This window comes from Streptomyces sp. NPDC107522 (genome assembly GCF_055657525.1).
In genome coordinates, this window is the sequence record NZ_JBVKAU010000029.1 from 22,641 (window position 1) to 38,284 (window position 15,644).

Genomic DNA, 15,644 nt, shown 5'->3' on the forward strand with positions numbered 1-15,644 from the left:
CTGCCATGGAGGTGATCACATGAACCCGGGTCCGTCCTCCCCCAGAGGCCCGTACGGCTGGACGCTGATCGTCGCCGACATGCTCATCTGCCTGGCCTGGGCGGGCAGCTTGTGGGCGGCGTTCCATGTGCAGGCCGGTCCAGCGGTGCGCACGGCCGCGCTGTTCGTGCATCTCGGGGCGCTGGTCATCGGACTGGGCTCGGTGCTGACCATCGACTACTACGGCACGCTGTGGCTGCTGGGACGGCGGAGCCTGCACCAGGCACTGGAGTTCGCCGGCCCGCTGCACGTGCCCGTGTGGGCCGGTCTGGCCGGACTGGTGCTGAGCGGGACCGTCCTCGACCCCGATCCACGAGCAGCCCTCACCCGGATCAAGCTGGTGCTCGTCCTGCTGATCGCACTCAATGGAGTGCACGCGCAAGCCCTGCACCGTACCCTGGCCGACCAGGCCGGCTCCCCGCCCCCGCGGCGGCTGCTCGTGCGCGGAGTGCTCTCGGCCGCGCTCTCCCAACTGGGGTGGTGGGGAGCTGTGACGATCGGGTTCATCAACAGTCAGTCATGACGGCGCTGAAGCCCGCCCTAGCTCATCCATGTGGCTCCCAGCTCCCTGCGTATTTCCGCAGCCTCGTCGCGGGCCCGTGCGGCGGCCGTGGCGTTCCCGGCCAGGGCGTGGGCCTCGGCCAGGGTGTCCAGGCCGGTGGCCAGCCAGGTCCGGGAGCCGATCTTCCGCCACAGGCCGGCGGCCGCTGCGGCGCGTCGACGAGCCTGTTTCACGCGCCCGACGGCGAGTTGTGCCTCCGCGAGCGCGTAGAGCGTCGCCGCCTCACCCCACAGGTTGCCGAATTCGCGGTAGGTCCACAGGGCACGGGCCAGTAGTCGGCGCCCCTGGCGCTGCGCGCCCTGCCGTACGAGCACGTCGCCGAGCCAACAGAGGGCATGTGTGGCGGTCAGCCGGTCGCCGAGGTTCTCGCTGATCGCGGCGGCCTGTCTGAAGCAGTCCGCGGCGGCCGGGTAGGCGCCGTGGGCGCGGTGGCTCTGTCCCAGGCAGCGCAGGGCCTGTGCTTCGCCGGGGCGGTAGCCGGCGTCCCGGCTGGCTCGCAAGCACTGCGAGAAGCGCTCCACGGCTGCCTCGACACGCCCCTGCTCCAGCTCTATGACGCCGATGCCGTTGGTGGCGTAGACAAGGCAGTTGACGTTTCCCGCGCTGCGGGCCAGCTCCGCCGCCCGCTCGAAATGGCGAGTGGCGGAGGCGTATTGACCCAGCAGTCGGTGCACGTACGCCAATCCGGCCGTGGCGCTGGCCAGATAGGCCGGGTCCTCTCCGTCGGCGAGCTTCAGCGCTTGCTGGAAGTGGTCCAGCGCCTCCGGATACCGGTCGAGAATGGTGGTGAGTTCGCCCAGGCACCGGTGGAGTTGCGTGGCGCTGCGCCGATGGCCGCCGCGCAGGGCGGCCTTGAGGGCCCGGCCCTGGAGCCGTTCCCAGTCGTCGAAGTGGCTTCCGATCTGGAACAGCGTGGTCAGTGCGGTGGCGAGCGCGGCCGCCGACATGATCTCTTCTCTGTCGAGTGCCTGGTCCGCCACGGCGATGAGGGACTGGCGCTCGGCGTTGAACCAGGCCTGTGGATCGCAGAGGAGTTGGGCGGCGTCTGCCGGAGAGGGCCGCCAGGACGCCAGGCCGGTCTGCGAGATGCCCTGGAAGTCGACACTGAGGCTGTCCGCGGCCAGGTCGGCAAGATAGAGGCTCGCCCCCAGCAGCCGGGACAGCGCGGCGGTACGGTCCTGCGCCGGCACCTCCCGCTCCGCTCTTTCCCGGCCCAGCAGGCGCACCAGGTCGTGCAGCCGGTAACGCATACCGGTCGGCCCCGTCGAGCCGGCCTCCACGAGATGCACTTCCACGAGGTCGTCGAGTACGGCTTCCGCACGGTCCAGATCCAGGTCCAGGAGTGCGGCCAGCGCCCAGGCGGCGAAGTCCGGTGTGGGCAGCAGGGCGAGCATGCGCAGGGCGTGCCGGTTCGTGGGGGTCATTCCCTGGTAGGTCAGCTCCAGGCTGGCCCGTACGGCTATGTGGCCGACGGCGAGTTCGTCCAGCTTGCGGTGCTCGTCCGCCAGCGCGCGGGCGACTTTGCCCAGCGGCCAGTGCGGTCGCGCGGCCAGCCGCGCACCGGCGACCCACACGGCCAGGGGAAGGCCCTGGCAGGTCGCCACGATGGCCCGGGCCGCGTCAGACTCGGCGCGGGTTCGGTCGACGCCGATCATCTCCCGCAACAGGGCGAGTCCCGTCTCGGAGTCCAGGACTCCCAGGGGGAGCCGGTGGCCGCTCAGGTCCGACAGGGTGGTGCGGCTGGTGACGATGGCGGCGCACTGGGCTCCGCTGGGCATGAGGTCGTTCACCTGCTGCGCATCGGCTGCGTTGTCCAGCACCACGAGTGTTCTGCGCTGCGCGAGCAAGGTGCGGTACAGGTGCACGCGGCCGGTGAGATCGGGGGGTACGGCACCGCCGCGTACGCCGAGCGCCCGTAGGAACGCCCCCAGGATCGTGAACGGCTCCACCCGGTCGTCGTCGAAGGCCCGCAGGTCGACGTAGAGCTGGCCGTCGGTGAACCGCGAACCGAGCGCATGCCCCGCGGATACGGCGAAGGCCGTTTTGCCCACTCCGGCCGGCCCGGTCACCAGCAGCGTCACCGGCCCCGCCGTCATCCGGCCGAGCATCCGGCAGGCTCCGGCCAGTTCCTGGTCGCGGCCCACGAACAGCGCGGGGGCAGGCGGAAGGAGGCGGGGCACGAGCTGTTGGCCGCTCGCGCCGCCACCCCGATCTTCTGGAGCGCCGCCACCGCTGTCGTCCTGCTGGATCCGGGCAGGCTCGGAAGGGGAGGCAGCGCCTGAGGCGGGAGCGAGGGCGGGGGCGGGAGTGAGGGTGGACGCGGGAGCGAGCGCGGGGGCGGCGGTCAGGATCTGCTGGTGCAGTCGGCGCAACTCTGGTCCGGGATCGGTGCCCAACTCCTCCGCCAGGCGTCGGCGCAGGAGGTCGTAGCGCTGAAGGGCGTCGGAGGCCCGCCCGCCGCGGTACAGAGCCAGCATGAGCTGTCCGGCCGCTCGTTCGTCGAAGGGATGCTCCTCGGTCAGAGAAGCGAGCTGGGGCAGCAGCATTCCGTGGCGGCCGAGGCGCAGCTGGACGTCGTTGAAGTCCAGTGTGGCGGCGAACCACTCCCGGAGCAGCCCTGCGCGCAGCGTGCCGAACCACGGTGTGTCGCAAGCCGAGCAGGGCTCTCCCTGCCACAACTCCAAGGCCTGCTCGAACAGTTCTGCGCCACGTGAGGCGTCCTCCGCCGCGCGGGCCCGCCGCACCAGGGCGCGGAACCGGTGGAGGTCCACGGCGAGTTGATCGGCCTCCACCGCATAGCCCCCTGAGGTCCTGTTGATGATGGCGTCTTTGCCTGCGGGTTCCAATGCCTTCCGCAGATGACAGACGTACCCGTACAGCGTGTTTCTGACCTGCTGCGGCGTGGTCTCCCCCCACACCCGGTCGATGAGCGCGGCGGTCGAGACGGCGCGGGGAGCGTCGACCAGCAACGCCGCCAGGACGGAGCGCTGTTTGGGAGGTCCCAACTCCACTGGTCTGCCGTCGATCTGAACCGCGGTGTCACCGAGTACGCGGAACTCCACTGCCATCACACCGCTCCCCCCTTGGGCGCCGTCCCACGATGTCGAAGGCGGCTCGGAGCGGCCAACTCAAGATCTGGCCAAGGTTTCGAGAAGGGCGATCGCGCCTCCGTGCCGCGGGACCAGAACGAGGGCGCGTTCCGCTACCTCGGCATGAAAGTTCGTCCCGCAGATGCCGCTGCTGGACGAGGACGGGTTCTTCATCAGCGATCCCGGCCTTCAGCACTGCAAGGGCGCCGACACGGTCTGTGTGTGGAAGGAGGTTGGCTGACTGGCCGTTGGCTGACGGATCCTGCGGCTGGGCCACAGCGTTATGCGAAGCGCTCCCAGTCCGGCTCCAGCGGATACACAGGCCCCTCCCACACCAGAGCCTTATCGACGAGACCGGGCACAGTCCTGTCCTGGCGTCCGTCCGCGTACTCCACACCACGGTTCTCGTAAGGGGCATCGGCAACTTTGATGAGGTAGTCGGCGAACGACGGCCATGCGCCCAGCTTCGGGATGCCGGCCTCTTCGAAGGTTCCGATGCGTCCGTAGCCGGGCCCTGGGGTGGAGTCGGTGAAGAGGCCGTACAAGCCGCTGCGGTCGGTCGCGGCGAAGGCGAGGTATCGCATCGCGGGATCCGCTGGCCGACCGGTGGTGTGGGGCCCCTCAACCCAGTAATGACAAGGTCGAGCTCCTGCTCAACCGCGTGGATGTCGGCCTCTGGAGCAGTTGGAGGGAGCAACCCGAAGGAGCCCGGAGCATTGTGCTTCAGCCACGCCTCGATCCTCGCCCAGGCGCCCTCAACGGCCTGGCCCTGCCGCTGCTCGTCGGTGCCGGCCCTGGTCGACTTCACCATGGCGATGTTCGTCGGCGCGGACTTCTCTGGCGGCCTGTTCGACTTCGCCGCTGTGGTCGGCGTACCGCCGTCGGGCCTGCCTGCAACGAGGCCTCGAAGTGACTGCCCGCGTCATCTCACCGGGCGCCCAATGGCTCGGGGAGTGGTCTGCGGCGGGACCACTTGAGGGGGCGTCTTGCCTCTCTTCTTCCCGGGGCTCGGGGCGTCTGCGCTTTGGTCGTAGGTCGTAGGCCGGTGGTGAAGTGATGGGCGGCACCGGAAAATTGGCGATGTGGAGTCTCCTGATTTTGATGTGGACGCCTTCTTGCAGCAGCCGCTCACCGCTCGGATCGCGACGAGCGGGCCCACAGTGCGTCCAGTCTGGTTCCTATGGGAAGAGGGAGCCTTCTGGACCTTGACAGGCCCGTGGGCCCGGCTGTTCGACCGTGTGAAGGACGACCCGAACGTCGCTCTCGTGGTTGACGAGTGTCATCTCGCCACTGGACGTGTCCGGCAGGTGATCGCTCGGGGCCGGGCCGAGCTTGTGCCCTTCGATGTGCCACGGGGGCGGCGCAAGCTTGCCCGCTACTTGGGAGCGGACGAGGCTCTGTGGGACGAGCGTTTCGTGCACTACCTGCACGATGATCCGGGCGAACGAGGCACGACGTGGCTGCGTTTGAGGCCCGCCTCGCTCACCGCGACAGATCTCAGTTACTCCGTGGCGTTGTGACGGTGTGCTTTGCGATGTCGTTCTGCTGCGCCTTCGTGCGGGCCAGGCGAGCGGCTGGCACGGCGTAGGGCTCGGTTCCGGTCTCGGTGATGGTGGCGTTGAACGGTAAGCGGTCAACGATCGCCGCGCAGGGCCGTGGGTCGGTGAGGGGCCAACTCCAGGCGCGAGACGCCTCGTTGGAAGCATCGCCATGCTGTTCTTCTCCTCGGGCTCAGTGAGGATCGCCGGCATCGCCCGCTCCACTGACCGCGCCCGGTGTTCGCTCAGTTCCGGGACGTCGGCACCGACTACAGGCACCCGGGGCGGTGCGGATTGCAGGACCGTTCCGGTGGGCCGGTGCCGCCGCGCCGGCGGGGTCGAGGCGCGGCGCCAGCTCATGCGTCGCGGGCGTCCGGCGGGCGCGATTTATGATGATCGGATGCTGACGTTCACCGATGTCATCCTCGATTGTCCCGACCCCTGGAAGCTGGCCGAGTTCTACGCCGGGCTGCTGGGCTGGGAGATCAACACAGAGATCAGCACCAAGGACTGGGTCAACCTGCGCAACGACGGCGTCGAGCTGTCGTTCCAGCGGGTGGAGAACTACCAGCGGCCCAGCTGGCCGGGGCAGGAGCATCCTCAGCAGTTCCATCTCGACTTCGAGGTGGACGAGTTCGAGCCCGAGCAGCGTCGGGTGATCGAGCTGGGAGCGACCTTCCAGAAGAGCTTCGTCGGCGAGTCCGGCTACGGCTGGCAGGTCTACACCGACCCGGCCGGGCATCCGTTCTGCCTGTGCCGCAACCGTCCCCGGTCCTGAGCGCACACGGCAGGAAACCGCCCCGGCGTCGCATCGTGCCGGGGCGGTCGGGCGGCTGGAGATGTCATCCGTTGTACACGACGTCCCCGCCGGTGTCGGCGATGATCAGCGCCTGCTCGCTCTACAGGCGGCCGCTGCGCTGCACGTCGCGCCGTAGTACCGCCTCGCCGGCGTCGAAGGATCGCATCGCACACCTCTTCCTACTGTCCCGCGCCGGGCCAAGTTCCAGATGTTGTCCTCGACGATCTGTCCGTTCGTCTCCGCCAGGCTCCGCTCTGCGAGCTTCCGCGTCGCCGTGCGTACGTAGGAGCGTTCGTCCCTGTTCTCAACCCTGATCACCCGGCCCATCTGTGATGCCGTGGCGCCCCGTACGCACCGCAGCATCCGCAGCAGCACGTACAAGCGGAGAGGTCGCTTCGAACTGCTGTCGATGCCCGACCCGTTCAGGCCCACCCAGTCCCACTGTCAGTGGCCACTGCCATGATGCACGGCAACATCGACAGCACGGAGCGAGCATGCTGGAGCAGGCGGTACGACCGATAGTCGAGGCGATCGTGGCCGAGGCCCCGAACGGCTGGACGCATGCGGTTCTGCACGGTCGGGCAGGGCGGGGCGGTACCGGAGTGACCGGTGGCTACAGCCGGCACGGGGAGAGTTGGAACACGGGGCTGCCCAATCCTTACGTGGAACTCATGGCGCTGGCGGAGAGGCTGCGCGAGGACCGCGGCTGGGAGCCCGTCAGTCTGGAGATCCGGTGCCGGCCGTCCGGCGAGTACCGGCTCGTCGCCTTCAGCGACGCCATCAGCAGGGTGACCGGGACGGGCGGCGGCTTCCAGGTGGTCCTGGACCCCGACTACCGGTTGCCCCAGCCCGGTCGGCGTCAGGAGGCCGGCACCGCCACGCCGATGGGGGATCCCGACGTGGCCGTGGCACGCTTCCGCGCCTACCTCGAGCGGCGTGCCGCCATCCTGGGGCATCCCGAGGAACTGCCCCCGCCTGCCACTGCCGCCGCGATCGAGGAGGCCGAACGCCGGCTGGGGCACCGCCTGCCCTCCGACCTGCGGGCGCTCTACCTGATGGCCGACGGCGACGGCATCGGCTACGAGAACCGCTACCTGTTCCAGGGCAACGCCTGGCTGTCGCTCCAGAGCATGGTTGCCGAGTCCACCGAGTGGGGCGCGGGCGAACGGCCCTGGTACGGCTGGGACCTGGAATGGGACGCCGTCGTCTTCGACACCGCGCCCACCGACACCGTCCGCCGCTGTGGAGGCCACCCCGGCTGGCTGCGCTTCGGCAGCGGCGAGGACGGCAACTTCCTGGCCGTCGACATGTCCCCGGCTCGCGACGGCCACCCCGGACAGATCATCCAGACGGGCCGCGACTACGACGAGGGACCCGCCTACGTCGCCGACTCGGTCACCTCACTTCTCGGTCACTACCTGGCACTCCTGGACCAGGGCGCCTACGAGAAGCACGGCGACCACATCTCCCTGCTCGAACCCGACCGCGATCCCGCCCCCCAGCAGATCATCGGCGGCGACATCCCCGACGAGGTCCCGCCCACCCTTCAGGCGATCCACATCAACGACGTGACCCGCCTCGTCGACCTCGCCCCGCTCACCGCCGCCCCGAGACTGCGCCGTCTCCACCTCAACCGCTCCACCACCGCCGACCTGACGCCCGTACGCGAACTGCCCGTCGAATCCCTGCGCATCGCCGTCACCGAAGGCGACCTGACGCCCCTCGAAGCCCACCCCCATCTCACGTCCCTCGACCTGAGCACCACCGCTCCCGCCGACATCACCCCGCTGACGACGATCCCCCACCTGCGAGGCCTCGACCTCTCGGGAGCCGACGTCCCCAACCTGCCTGTCCTGGCCGACCTCCCGGACCTGCGCTACCTCTCCCTCACCGTCCGCCAATGGACCACCCTCCTGGATGAGGGCAAGGTGCCACCCACCCTCGCCGCCGCCTGCCTCGCCGACGGCGACGCCACCTTCGACGACGCCCTCGCCTGGGCAGGCCGCATCGGCGTCAACACCGAGAACGCCCTCCGCGTCACCGGCACTCTCCAGTCCGGCGGTTGAATCGCGCCGTCCGGGAGCCGGCCTGGTCGTGGTCACACAACCGGGCCGGCTCCCGAACAAACAGCGTGTCAGCGGGCCCCATCGCGAGCTTGCCGACGCCCGCTCCAGGCAGGAGGGGAAGGGGCCCCGGTGCGCGTGGGCTTCAGTCGGTGATGTACCAAGCGTCCTTGATGTACTCCAGGGTGTAGCTGCCGAGGTCGCTCTCGGAGAAGGTGGCGGAGGACCTGACCGCCTCGACCGGCATCTCGACCTTGTCGGGCGTTCGCACAACGACGCGCTGCGGGTCGACTGTCGCGGTCTGCAGAGCCTTCTTCTGCTCGGGTGAGATCATCTGGAACACGACGGCGTACGTCGACGTGCACGGACCGAACCCCTGGTCCTGCGCCTTCTTCGCCGCGGGTCCGGCCACCTCGCAGACCGTGTCGATGTCCTCCCGGCCCAGGGCGTGGAGGTACTCCTCGTACCGCTGAATCGCCCCTTCCTTCGTCCTGGGCGCGGGCTGTTCCGCGGTCGGCTGAGCGCTCGGTTCCGCGCTCGGCTCCGCCGGCGGCTCGTCAGCACCCCCGCACCGGTCATCGGTGAAAACGCCCGGCAGTTGACGCTTCGGGTACGGGCCCATCGGCCCGTTGAACCCGTTCACGTGTTCCTGCGCACCCCACCACCCGGCGTACCCCCACCAGGGCTCGAGGTCGACCGGGCGGACGTGGTCCCACGCGTGCCACTCGGCGCCGCCCTCCGAGGTCCGGTCGAACGTGGCGGTCACCCGGTGGTATCCGACAGTGGAATAGGAGCCGTGTGAACCGAGCGCCGAGTACACCGTCGGATGCCCGCCGCTCAATTTCAGATCCGACCACTTCACGCTGCACGGATTGTTGCCGTGCTTGGCGAACGTCACCGCCTCCGGCTCGCCGTCGCGCAGCTGGACCGCGACGCGCTCCCAGTCACCCTCGTGCCTGTTGCCGGGGTTCAGCTTGTTGTAGGCGTAGAAGAACCAGTACACGTACGCCGTGCGCGCCGGGTCTGTCTTGTGCTTGTGGTACTCCCAGTAGACGGGCGCGCCCGGGCCTTCGCCCTTGCGCACCTCCTTCGGCGGGTCGAGATAGAACCCGGCGGCGACATCGGTCGTGGCATGCTCTTGCCCCGCGTGCCCGGGGCAGGACAGCGGCTGTGCTGACGGTTTCCCGGGCTCGACGTCCTGGTGTCGATACGGCTCGGCGGTGCGCATGCCCAGCCGCCGCGGGTCGACAGGTTCTGCCACCGGTTCCTCGTCACGGCAGAGGCCGTCGTGGTCGAAGCGCAGCACGGACCGCTCGATGAATCGCGTCGCGTCCATCGGCATCAGCGACTCCTTCTTGTGGAGCCGCACCAGCGGTGCGAACTGAGCGGCCTCGGCTGCGGATGCCCGCGAAGGCTCCGCGCCCGTGTACTCCTTCGGCTTCTCCGGACCGCACGCCACCAGCGCAACAGAGGCCGACGCCGCCACGCTCACCATCGCCCACACCCGGACCCTCACCCGGTCCCCCTTCGATCGCCCATCACCAGCCGACAGCACGTCAGGAGATCACGCAGAATCCGGCAGGGCGGTTCCCCTGCGGTAGGTGCCCGATGATCTCCGACTGCTCGTGCGGCAGCCGCGCGGCTGCTCATCGCAGCCCGGGAGAACGTCGGCTCGGACAGCTTTGGTCAAGAGCCGGATCCTTTGTGTATCCCGTTCAGGAAAGACACCGGATCGCTGGGCCCACCCAGCCCTACAGTGGCGCCATGAGCAATCACTCCGAAGCACCTGTCACGCCCGTCGAAGCCTATGAACCCCCTTACTACGTGGCTGTCTTCACATCGGTGCGAACCCAGGACCAGAGCGGCTACAGCGAGACCGCCGCACGCATGGAAGAACTGGTGAAGGACGTCCCTGGGTTCCTGGGGATGGACCACGCGCATACTCCTGGCGGGCTGTCCATCACCGTCGGGTACTTCCGCGACTCCGACGCCCTCACGGAGTGGCGGAGCAACGCCGAGCACCGCGCGGCGCAAAAGCGCGGGCAAGCCGAGTGGTATCAGAGCTACACGCTGCATGTGGCGAAAGTGGAGCGCAGCCACGGGTTCATGCGAGCGAAGGACCCGCAGAGCCCGACAGCAAGCTGACCAACCGAAGTCACCTCGGCAACCGCCCCACCACAGGCTCGCATCGCCTGCGGGGTGTTCCCGTCCGGCAAGAGGCTGCTTTGCGGTTGAGCTGACGAGATATCTGCGGCAGCTCCTCCCGTGACCAGGGCGTGGGCCGACACCGGCTGCCGAACGAAGCGGTCCTGGGTTTTCGAGCGCACCTGCGGCTGGCCGATGCGCCACCGCCGTCCCGCACGCGACTGCGGGATCTTACTTCTCCACCCGTCGCAGGGCTTCACGCACTTCGCCGAGCAGGAGGCCGATCGTGTGACGGTCAGGGTCCTGGGGGCCCAGGGCTCCGTACGCCTCGGTAAGGACACGCTCCGACTCGCGAAGGTCGGCCGGTCGCGGGCGGCGTGCGTCGACCCAGCGGCGAAACAGGGCGGAACCCAGGTTCGCCAGATAGGCGCCCCGGCGAGGGTGCGGCTGGGCGGCGCCGCGACGCGGATGGTCGATCGCCTCGTCGAGCAGCGGGCCGCCCCGGGGACCGCGCTCGTACTGCCGTATGAGGGCGCAGCCGAGGTTGTTGCGGTGCGTGGCGAGGAAGGGGTGGCCGCCGGGAATGGTGGCGACCGCCCGGCGCAGCAGTGCCACGGCCTCGTCGAGTTCTGCGGGGTTCCCGGTGTGCTCGTTCAGGACCCGGACGGTGGCCCCGAGCGTGCCGAGGACGAGGGGACGGTCGGCGGCGTCGGCGGGGCATGCGGCCAGGGCGAGGCTGCCGGCGTCGACGGCCCGGTGGATGTCGGCGGTCAGGCCGAAGTGCTCGAAGCGGGTGCGCAGGGCGAGGCAGACGTTGATCAACGCGGCGGCGCGGCCGGTGTCCAGCGGCGGCCGGCCGTCCGCGCCGCGCAGTCCCGTCTCGACGGCCTCGTCGAGGTCGGCGCGGTTTCCCCGGTGCTGGTAGCGGGAATACAGGGCGCCGCTCAGGTCGACCAGGGCGTCCGACCGCCGCGGGTCGCCCGGCGGCAGGTGCCCGGCGAGCCCACGCAACCAGGCGATGCCGCGGTCCTCGAGGTCGGGATCTCCATGGGCGCGGCCCTGGCCGCGGAGCAGAGCGGCGTACGACCGCCACAAGTCGGCCAGGTCACCGGCGAGTTCACCGACGCTGCCACGCAGCTGCGGGGGCACCGATCCCGGCCGCATCCGGTACACGAGCGCGAAGAGCACCGCCGACGCCTGGGCCCGGAACACAACCGCTCCCTCAAGCGAATTCGCGCCCCCGACAAGCCCACCTTCGCCCCAATGAAGGGCTGGAAGCTCCTACGTGACTGCCGGGTCAAGGGCCACGGCGTCCACTTCGCCATGCTCCAGTCACCCGGCTCCAGGGTCACCACGTGCAGGATATGGCTGCGGATGCCGTCGTGGCCGGTGAGCGCCGCCTGGTGGCGTGGAGCATGCTCAAGGTTGGTTACGGCGGCCATCCGGTCGATGACGGGCTTGGAACTCCTGACAGAAAGGGACTTCGTCCGATCCGGGTGCGATGGGGTCAGGCGAGCACGAAGGAAGATCACTACTCTGCATGAGTGCTTTCCTACGACGAGTTGACCTCACCTGAGCGTGAATTGTGGGACGCGTTCCCCGAGGGGCGGCGGGTGGACCTGCGTACGGGTACTCCGGAGGAGGACAGGGTCGCCGGCGGCGGACGGTGGAGACCCGAGCGGACCGTGCGGGCGGCGGTGGTCGCCGCGCTGCTGCTGGGCGCGAACACCGGGCAACCGGGTGCGGTGGCGCGTCTGAGGCTCACCGGAGCACGGATCTCCGGACGCCTGGACCTGGCCGGCGCGCAGATCGCCCATGCCCTCTGGCTGGAGGCATGCTGGTTCGAGGAGGCGGTGAATCTCCTCGGCGCGTCAACGCAGACCCTCGTGTTCACGGACAGCCGGATACCCGGCATCGAGGCCGATTCGGCCCGCATCGAGGGCAACTTCTCCCTGCGGCACTCCGTGGTGGAGGGCGGCGCCCCCACCCCCTTCAACCGCTTGAGCACCGCCCTGTCACTCACCGACGCCCGGATCAATGGCGGCCTGCTCCTGAACGGGGCCAAGTTGATCGCACCGGACGGGTGGGCCCTGTCGGCCGGTGGCCTGGCCATGGAAGGGGGTGTCTTCTGCCGAAACGGGTTCGTCGCATACGGGGAAGTCCGGCTGATGGGGGCAAAGTTGCCGGGGACGCTGGTCATGCAGGGCGCCCGCCTGGAAGGACCCGGCCCACGCGGCGTGGCCCTCACCCTCGACAACGCCATCGCCTCGGCACTCAAGTTCTCCGAGGGATTCACCGCGAACGGCACGGTACGGCTGCGCGGGACCCAGGTCACGGACAACGTGACCTTCGACGGAGCCGTCCTGAACGGCCCACCCACCGACGGCGGAAACGCCCCGGCCCTGATCGCCATGCACCTGCAAGCCGTCGACCTCGATCTCACCCTCGCCCGACCCCCGTCCGGCACCGTCGACCTGCGGGGTGCCCAGGTGTCGTACGTTCACGAGAACGAGCACAGCTGGCCGGAGAGGGCGGAGCTGGACGGCTTCGTCTACGGCTCCATCAAGACGGCGGACGCGAATGACGAGCGCCACGAGGCAGTGGGCGACCGGGAGTCCGTGGCCCGACGCGTGGCATGGATACGCAGCAGCCCGGGCTACAACCCACAACCGTACGAGCAGTTGGCGGCCTGGTACCGCAAGGCCGGGCATGACGACGACGCCCGCCGCGTCCTCCTCGCCAAGCAGCGCCACCGGCGCCGCGCACTGTCCCCGGCAGCCCGCGCATGGGGCCACCTCCTCGACGCGACCGTCGGCTACGGCTACCGGCCCTGGCTGGCCGGCGTTTGGCTCCTCGCACTGATCCTGCTGGGAACACTGTCCTTCGACACAGATGCCCCCAAGCCGGTCAAACAAGGCGAAGGTGCCCCGTTCCAGCCCCTCGTCTACACACTCGACCTCTTGATCCCCATCGGGGGTCTGGGGCAGCGCACGGCCTGGTACTGGTCGAACGACAGCCTCCAGTGGCTGGCCTACCTGCTGATCGCCTTCGGCTGGATGCTGACAACCGCCGTCATCGCGGGTGTCACCCGCACCCTGCAGAAGAACTAGCGGGCCAGAGCTGCCCTTACAACCGCGGGGGAAATTGTGGTCTGGACGTGCGGGCCTGACGGTTCGGCTGGTGTGATCAGCTGGCTCTGTCGCGGACGAGGACGAGTTCGGTGCTGGTCCGGCGGCGGGTGGGGCGCCGCGCGGAGCGGTCGGAGACCAGGCTGGCGATCGCCAGATGGGTCTCGGCGTAGGTGTCACGGGATCCGGTGAAGCGTCGCAGGGGCGCCCATTGCCGCAGCTCGGCGTTGGTGTGCTCGATGCAGATCCGCGCGGAGGACTGTCGCCGCCGTGCCTGTTGCCAGGCCCGCTTGCCGCCGTCGCACCCGTCGTCCTTCGGCTTCTTCGGCGGGGCGGTGACCTGGTCGGGGAACTCTTTGGCCAGCCCGGCATACCCGGCGTCGGCCCGGGACTTCACCGCCGGGTGGAGCCGGAACTGCTCGGCGATGCCCTCAGTGCGCACGGCGGTCTGGTCGTGCATCCGGCCGGGCCGTACGACCCCGGACAGCAGCATCCGGCCCTGTCTGTCGCTGAACGTGGTGGTCTTGATCGTGTTCTGCTTCCGCTTGCCAGAGACGAAGGCACGGCGTCCGGGGCGGCCCGTCTGTGGGCGCCTGACCTGCGTCTCAGCTCCGTCGAGCCGCAGTTCGACGGCCTCGGCCTCGGCGTAGGCGAAGACGTCGGCCAGCGTCCGCAGTCGTACCCCGGGCCGGTCGGGCACCGCGAAGCCGCGTGCCGCGAGCAGCGGGCGGACCTGCCGGATCGCCGCCGAGGCGGTTGAGCGGTCGATATCGAAGTTCGGCCAGGACCGCGTGCGGTAGTTGATGGCGCAGGGGTACCGGCGTGAGAAGCAGCCTGTCGTAAAGAACCAGCTTCGGCTTGCGTCCTGCCCCGGCCGCCCGCTTGCGTTCACCACCCCGCGCCACGCGCAGTGTGGACTGTCGGGCCGCCTCCCACGGGTCGGCGAGTTCGGCGAACAACTCGCCCAAGTGTGCGGGAGACACCGGACAGAGCAGGATGGGAGCAGGCCGTGCGGGCCCAGGTCAGCTTCACAACTCACCTGACCCACGCGGCCGTTCTCACGTCACTGCTGACCGGCCCCGCCAACACTTCCCCCAGGTCGCAAGCCAATGGGGTAGTCGTAGCGTATGAACCCCTTGAAGCTCGCCACCTTGTCGTACAGTGCGCGGGCGGCGATGTTGTCCTCCTGAGTGGTCCAGTAGAAGCGGGATGCCCCCTGCTCCCGCGATGCATCGGCCACCTTCTCGATCAGCATCCGCGCCACGCCTCGGCCGCGTGCAGCCTCGTCGACGAAGAGGTCCTGGAGGTAGCAGCTGTCTTCCATCCAGAACGTCGGGTGGAACAGGTAGTGCGCGATGCCGACCAGCTTCCCTTGCGACCAAGCGCCGATGCCGTGGAACTCGGTGCCGCCCCATAGCCGCTGCCAAGTCTGCTCGTAGCCCTCGTCCGGCACCATGGTGCGGTAGAACGCCTTGTAACCGCGCGCCAGCGCTTCCCAGGCGGCGCGGTCCTCCTCGCGCAACGAACCAATGGTGATCACGACTGCCCATCCTCACTCGCGAGCCTCAACTGATCTGCCGATCTGCGGGACACTGTCCCGGAGCCGCCCTGGCGGGCCGTGCCGTCGCCCGTACGCCTGCGTAGCGCCACCAGTAGGCTGAGCACGTCGTACGGACGCGCCGCGACCGGGTGAGCCCCGGCACGGACACCGGCGCGTGCACCCCACCTGGCGTGCACTCCCAGCGTTCCCGCGGCGTTGGCACAGTCGAGGTCCACTTCAGCGTCACCCACATAGGCAGTTGCCTCGGCCGGAACCCCGAGCTGCCGCAGTGCCAGCAACAATCCGTCCGGCGCCGGCTTGGGCCTGCCGACTTCGTCGCCTGCGATGACCACGCCAAATCGCGCGTCGATTCCGGCGGCAGCGAGCATGCTCGAAGCCACTCGCCGGGTGGCCGCCGTGAATACGCCCAGCCGCATGCCCGCATCGGCGACTTCGTCGAGCAGGGCCGGTATGCCGGGGAACGGCCGCAGCTCGGCGACGGCCGGATCCAGGTAAGCGTGGAACCGCTCGACCTCGGCGGGGCCACAGGTGCGGCCGAGGAAGTGCGCGAGAACCAGCTCTGTGTGGCCGACATGCCAGCCGGCGACCACTTCATCCGGCGAGACCGGCGGGCCGCCGAGCGAGCGAATCGCGTCGGCGTACGCGCGGGACACCGTGGGGACGCTATCCAAAAGCGTCCCATCCATATCGAACACAACTGCACGCATGACTCACGATCCT

General features: G+C 69.3%; 13 protein-coding genes. 6 read left to right on the top strand and 7 right to left on the bottom strand.

Annotated elements, in window-relative coordinates; genetic code table 11:
• The first annotated feature begins 19 nt into the window (after window positions 1–19).
• Window positions 20–562, top strand: coding sequence for a hypothetical protein (locus tag ACZ7L6_RS42060; RefSeq protein ID WP_471933593.1), 543 nt, complete (start codon window positions 20–22; stop codon window positions 560–562).
• A gap of 17 nt (window positions 563–579) precedes the next feature.
• Here the strand turns inward: ACZ7L6_RS42060 and ACZ7L6_RS42065 are convergent, their stop codons facing one another.
• Both ACZ7L6_RS42065 and ACZ7L6_RS42070 read right to left on the bottom strand, forming a co-directional pair.
• On the bottom strand, window positions 580–3,669 hold the full coding sequence (locus ACZ7L6_RS42065) for an AfsR/SARP family transcriptional regulator (protein ID WP_471933595.1): 3,090 nt from the start codon (window positions 3,667–3,669) through the stop codon (window positions 580–582).
• A gap of 302 nt (window positions 3,670–3,971) precedes the next feature.
• The gene (locus ACZ7L6_RS42070) at window positions 3,972–4,274 is read right to left on the bottom strand and encodes a hypothetical protein (protein ID WP_471933597.1); all 303 of its coding nucleotides are present in this window, start codon (window positions 4,272–4,274) and stop codon (window positions 3,972–3,974) included.
• Between the two features lie 498 nt (window positions 4,275–4,772).
• Here ACZ7L6_RS42070 and ACZ7L6_RS42075 point away from each other — a divergent pair, with 498 nt between their 5' ends.
• From ACZ7L6_RS42075 to ACZ7L6_RS42085, 3 genes are all read left to right on the top strand, one after another.
• Window positions 4,773–5,210, top strand: a complete 438-nt coding sequence (locus ACZ7L6_RS42075) for a pyridoxamine 5'-phosphate oxidase family protein (protein WP_471933599.1) — start codon at window positions 4,773–4,775, stop codon at window positions 5,208–5,210.
• Window positions 5,211–5,628: 418 nt separating this feature from the next.
• The gene (locus ACZ7L6_RS42080) at window positions 5,629–6,006 is read left to right on the top strand and encodes a VOC family protein (RefSeq protein ID WP_471933601.1); all 378 of its coding nucleotides are present in this window, start codon (window positions 5,629–5,631) and stop codon (window positions 6,004–6,006) included.
• Window positions 6,007–6,521: 515 nt separating this feature from the next.
• Window positions 6,522–8,093, top strand: coding sequence for an SMI1/KNR4 family protein (locus tag ACZ7L6_RS42085; protein ID WP_471933603.1), 1,572 nt, complete (start codon window positions 6,522–6,524; stop codon window positions 8,091–8,093).
• A gap of 142 nt (window positions 8,094–8,235) precedes the next feature.
• Here the strand turns inward: ACZ7L6_RS42085 and ACZ7L6_RS42090 are convergent, their stop codons facing one another.
• Complete coding sequence (locus ACZ7L6_RS42090) at window positions 8,236–9,606, bottom strand: PT domain-containing protein (RefSeq protein WP_471933605.1); 1,371 nt, start codon at window positions 9,604–9,606, stop codon at window positions 8,236–8,238.
• Window positions 9,607–9,854: 248 nt separating this feature from the next.
• On the opposite strand from ACZ7L6_RS42090, the gene ACZ7L6_RS42095 reads away from it, so the two are divergent.
• The gene (locus ACZ7L6_RS42095) at window positions 9,855–10,235 is read left to right on the top strand and encodes an antibiotic biosynthesis monooxygenase family protein (protein ID WP_471933607.1); all 381 of its coding nucleotides are present in this window, start codon (window positions 9,855–9,857) and stop codon (window positions 10,233–10,235) included.
• 231 nt (window positions 10,236–10,466) lie between these two features.
• On the opposite strand, the gene ACZ7L6_RS42100 is transcribed toward ACZ7L6_RS42095, so the two are convergent.
• Window positions 10,467–11,447, bottom strand: coding sequence for a hypothetical protein (locus ACZ7L6_RS42100; protein ID WP_471933609.1), 981 nt, complete (start codon window positions 11,445–11,447; stop codon window positions 10,467–10,469).
• Window positions 11,448–11,779: 332 nt separating this feature from the next.
• On the opposite strand from ACZ7L6_RS42100, the gene ACZ7L6_RS42105 reads away from it, so the two are divergent.
• Window positions 11,780–13,345: an oxidoreductase gene (locus ACZ7L6_RS42105; RefSeq protein WP_471933611.1), complete on the top strand. Its 1,566-nt coding sequence runs from the start codon at window positions 11,780–11,782 to the stop codon at window positions 13,343–13,345.
• A 76-nt stretch (window positions 13,346–13,421) separates the two neighbouring features.
• Here the strand turns inward: ACZ7L6_RS42105 and ACZ7L6_RS42110 are convergent, their stop codons facing one another.
• From ACZ7L6_RS42110 to ACZ7L6_RS42120, 3 genes are all read right to left on the bottom strand, one after another.
• Complete coding sequence (locus ACZ7L6_RS42110) at window positions 13,422–14,258, bottom strand: transposase family protein (protein WP_471933613.1); 837 nt, start codon at window positions 14,256–14,258, stop codon at window positions 13,422–13,424.
• A gap of 168 nt (window positions 14,259–14,426) precedes the next feature.
• A complete protein-coding gene (locus tag ACZ7L6_RS42115; RefSeq protein WP_471933615.1) occupies window positions 14,427–14,903 on the bottom strand; it encodes a GNAT family N-acetyltransferase in 477 nt (158 codons plus the stop codon).
• Window positions 14,900–15,631, bottom strand: coding sequence for an HAD family hydrolase (locus ACZ7L6_RS42120; protein WP_471933617.1), 732 nt, complete (start codon window positions 15,629–15,631; stop codon window positions 14,900–14,902). Before ACZ7L6_RS42120 ends, ACZ7L6_RS42115 begins: the two co-directional genes overlap by 4 nt.
• Window positions 15,632–15,644 lie beyond the last annotated feature (13 nt).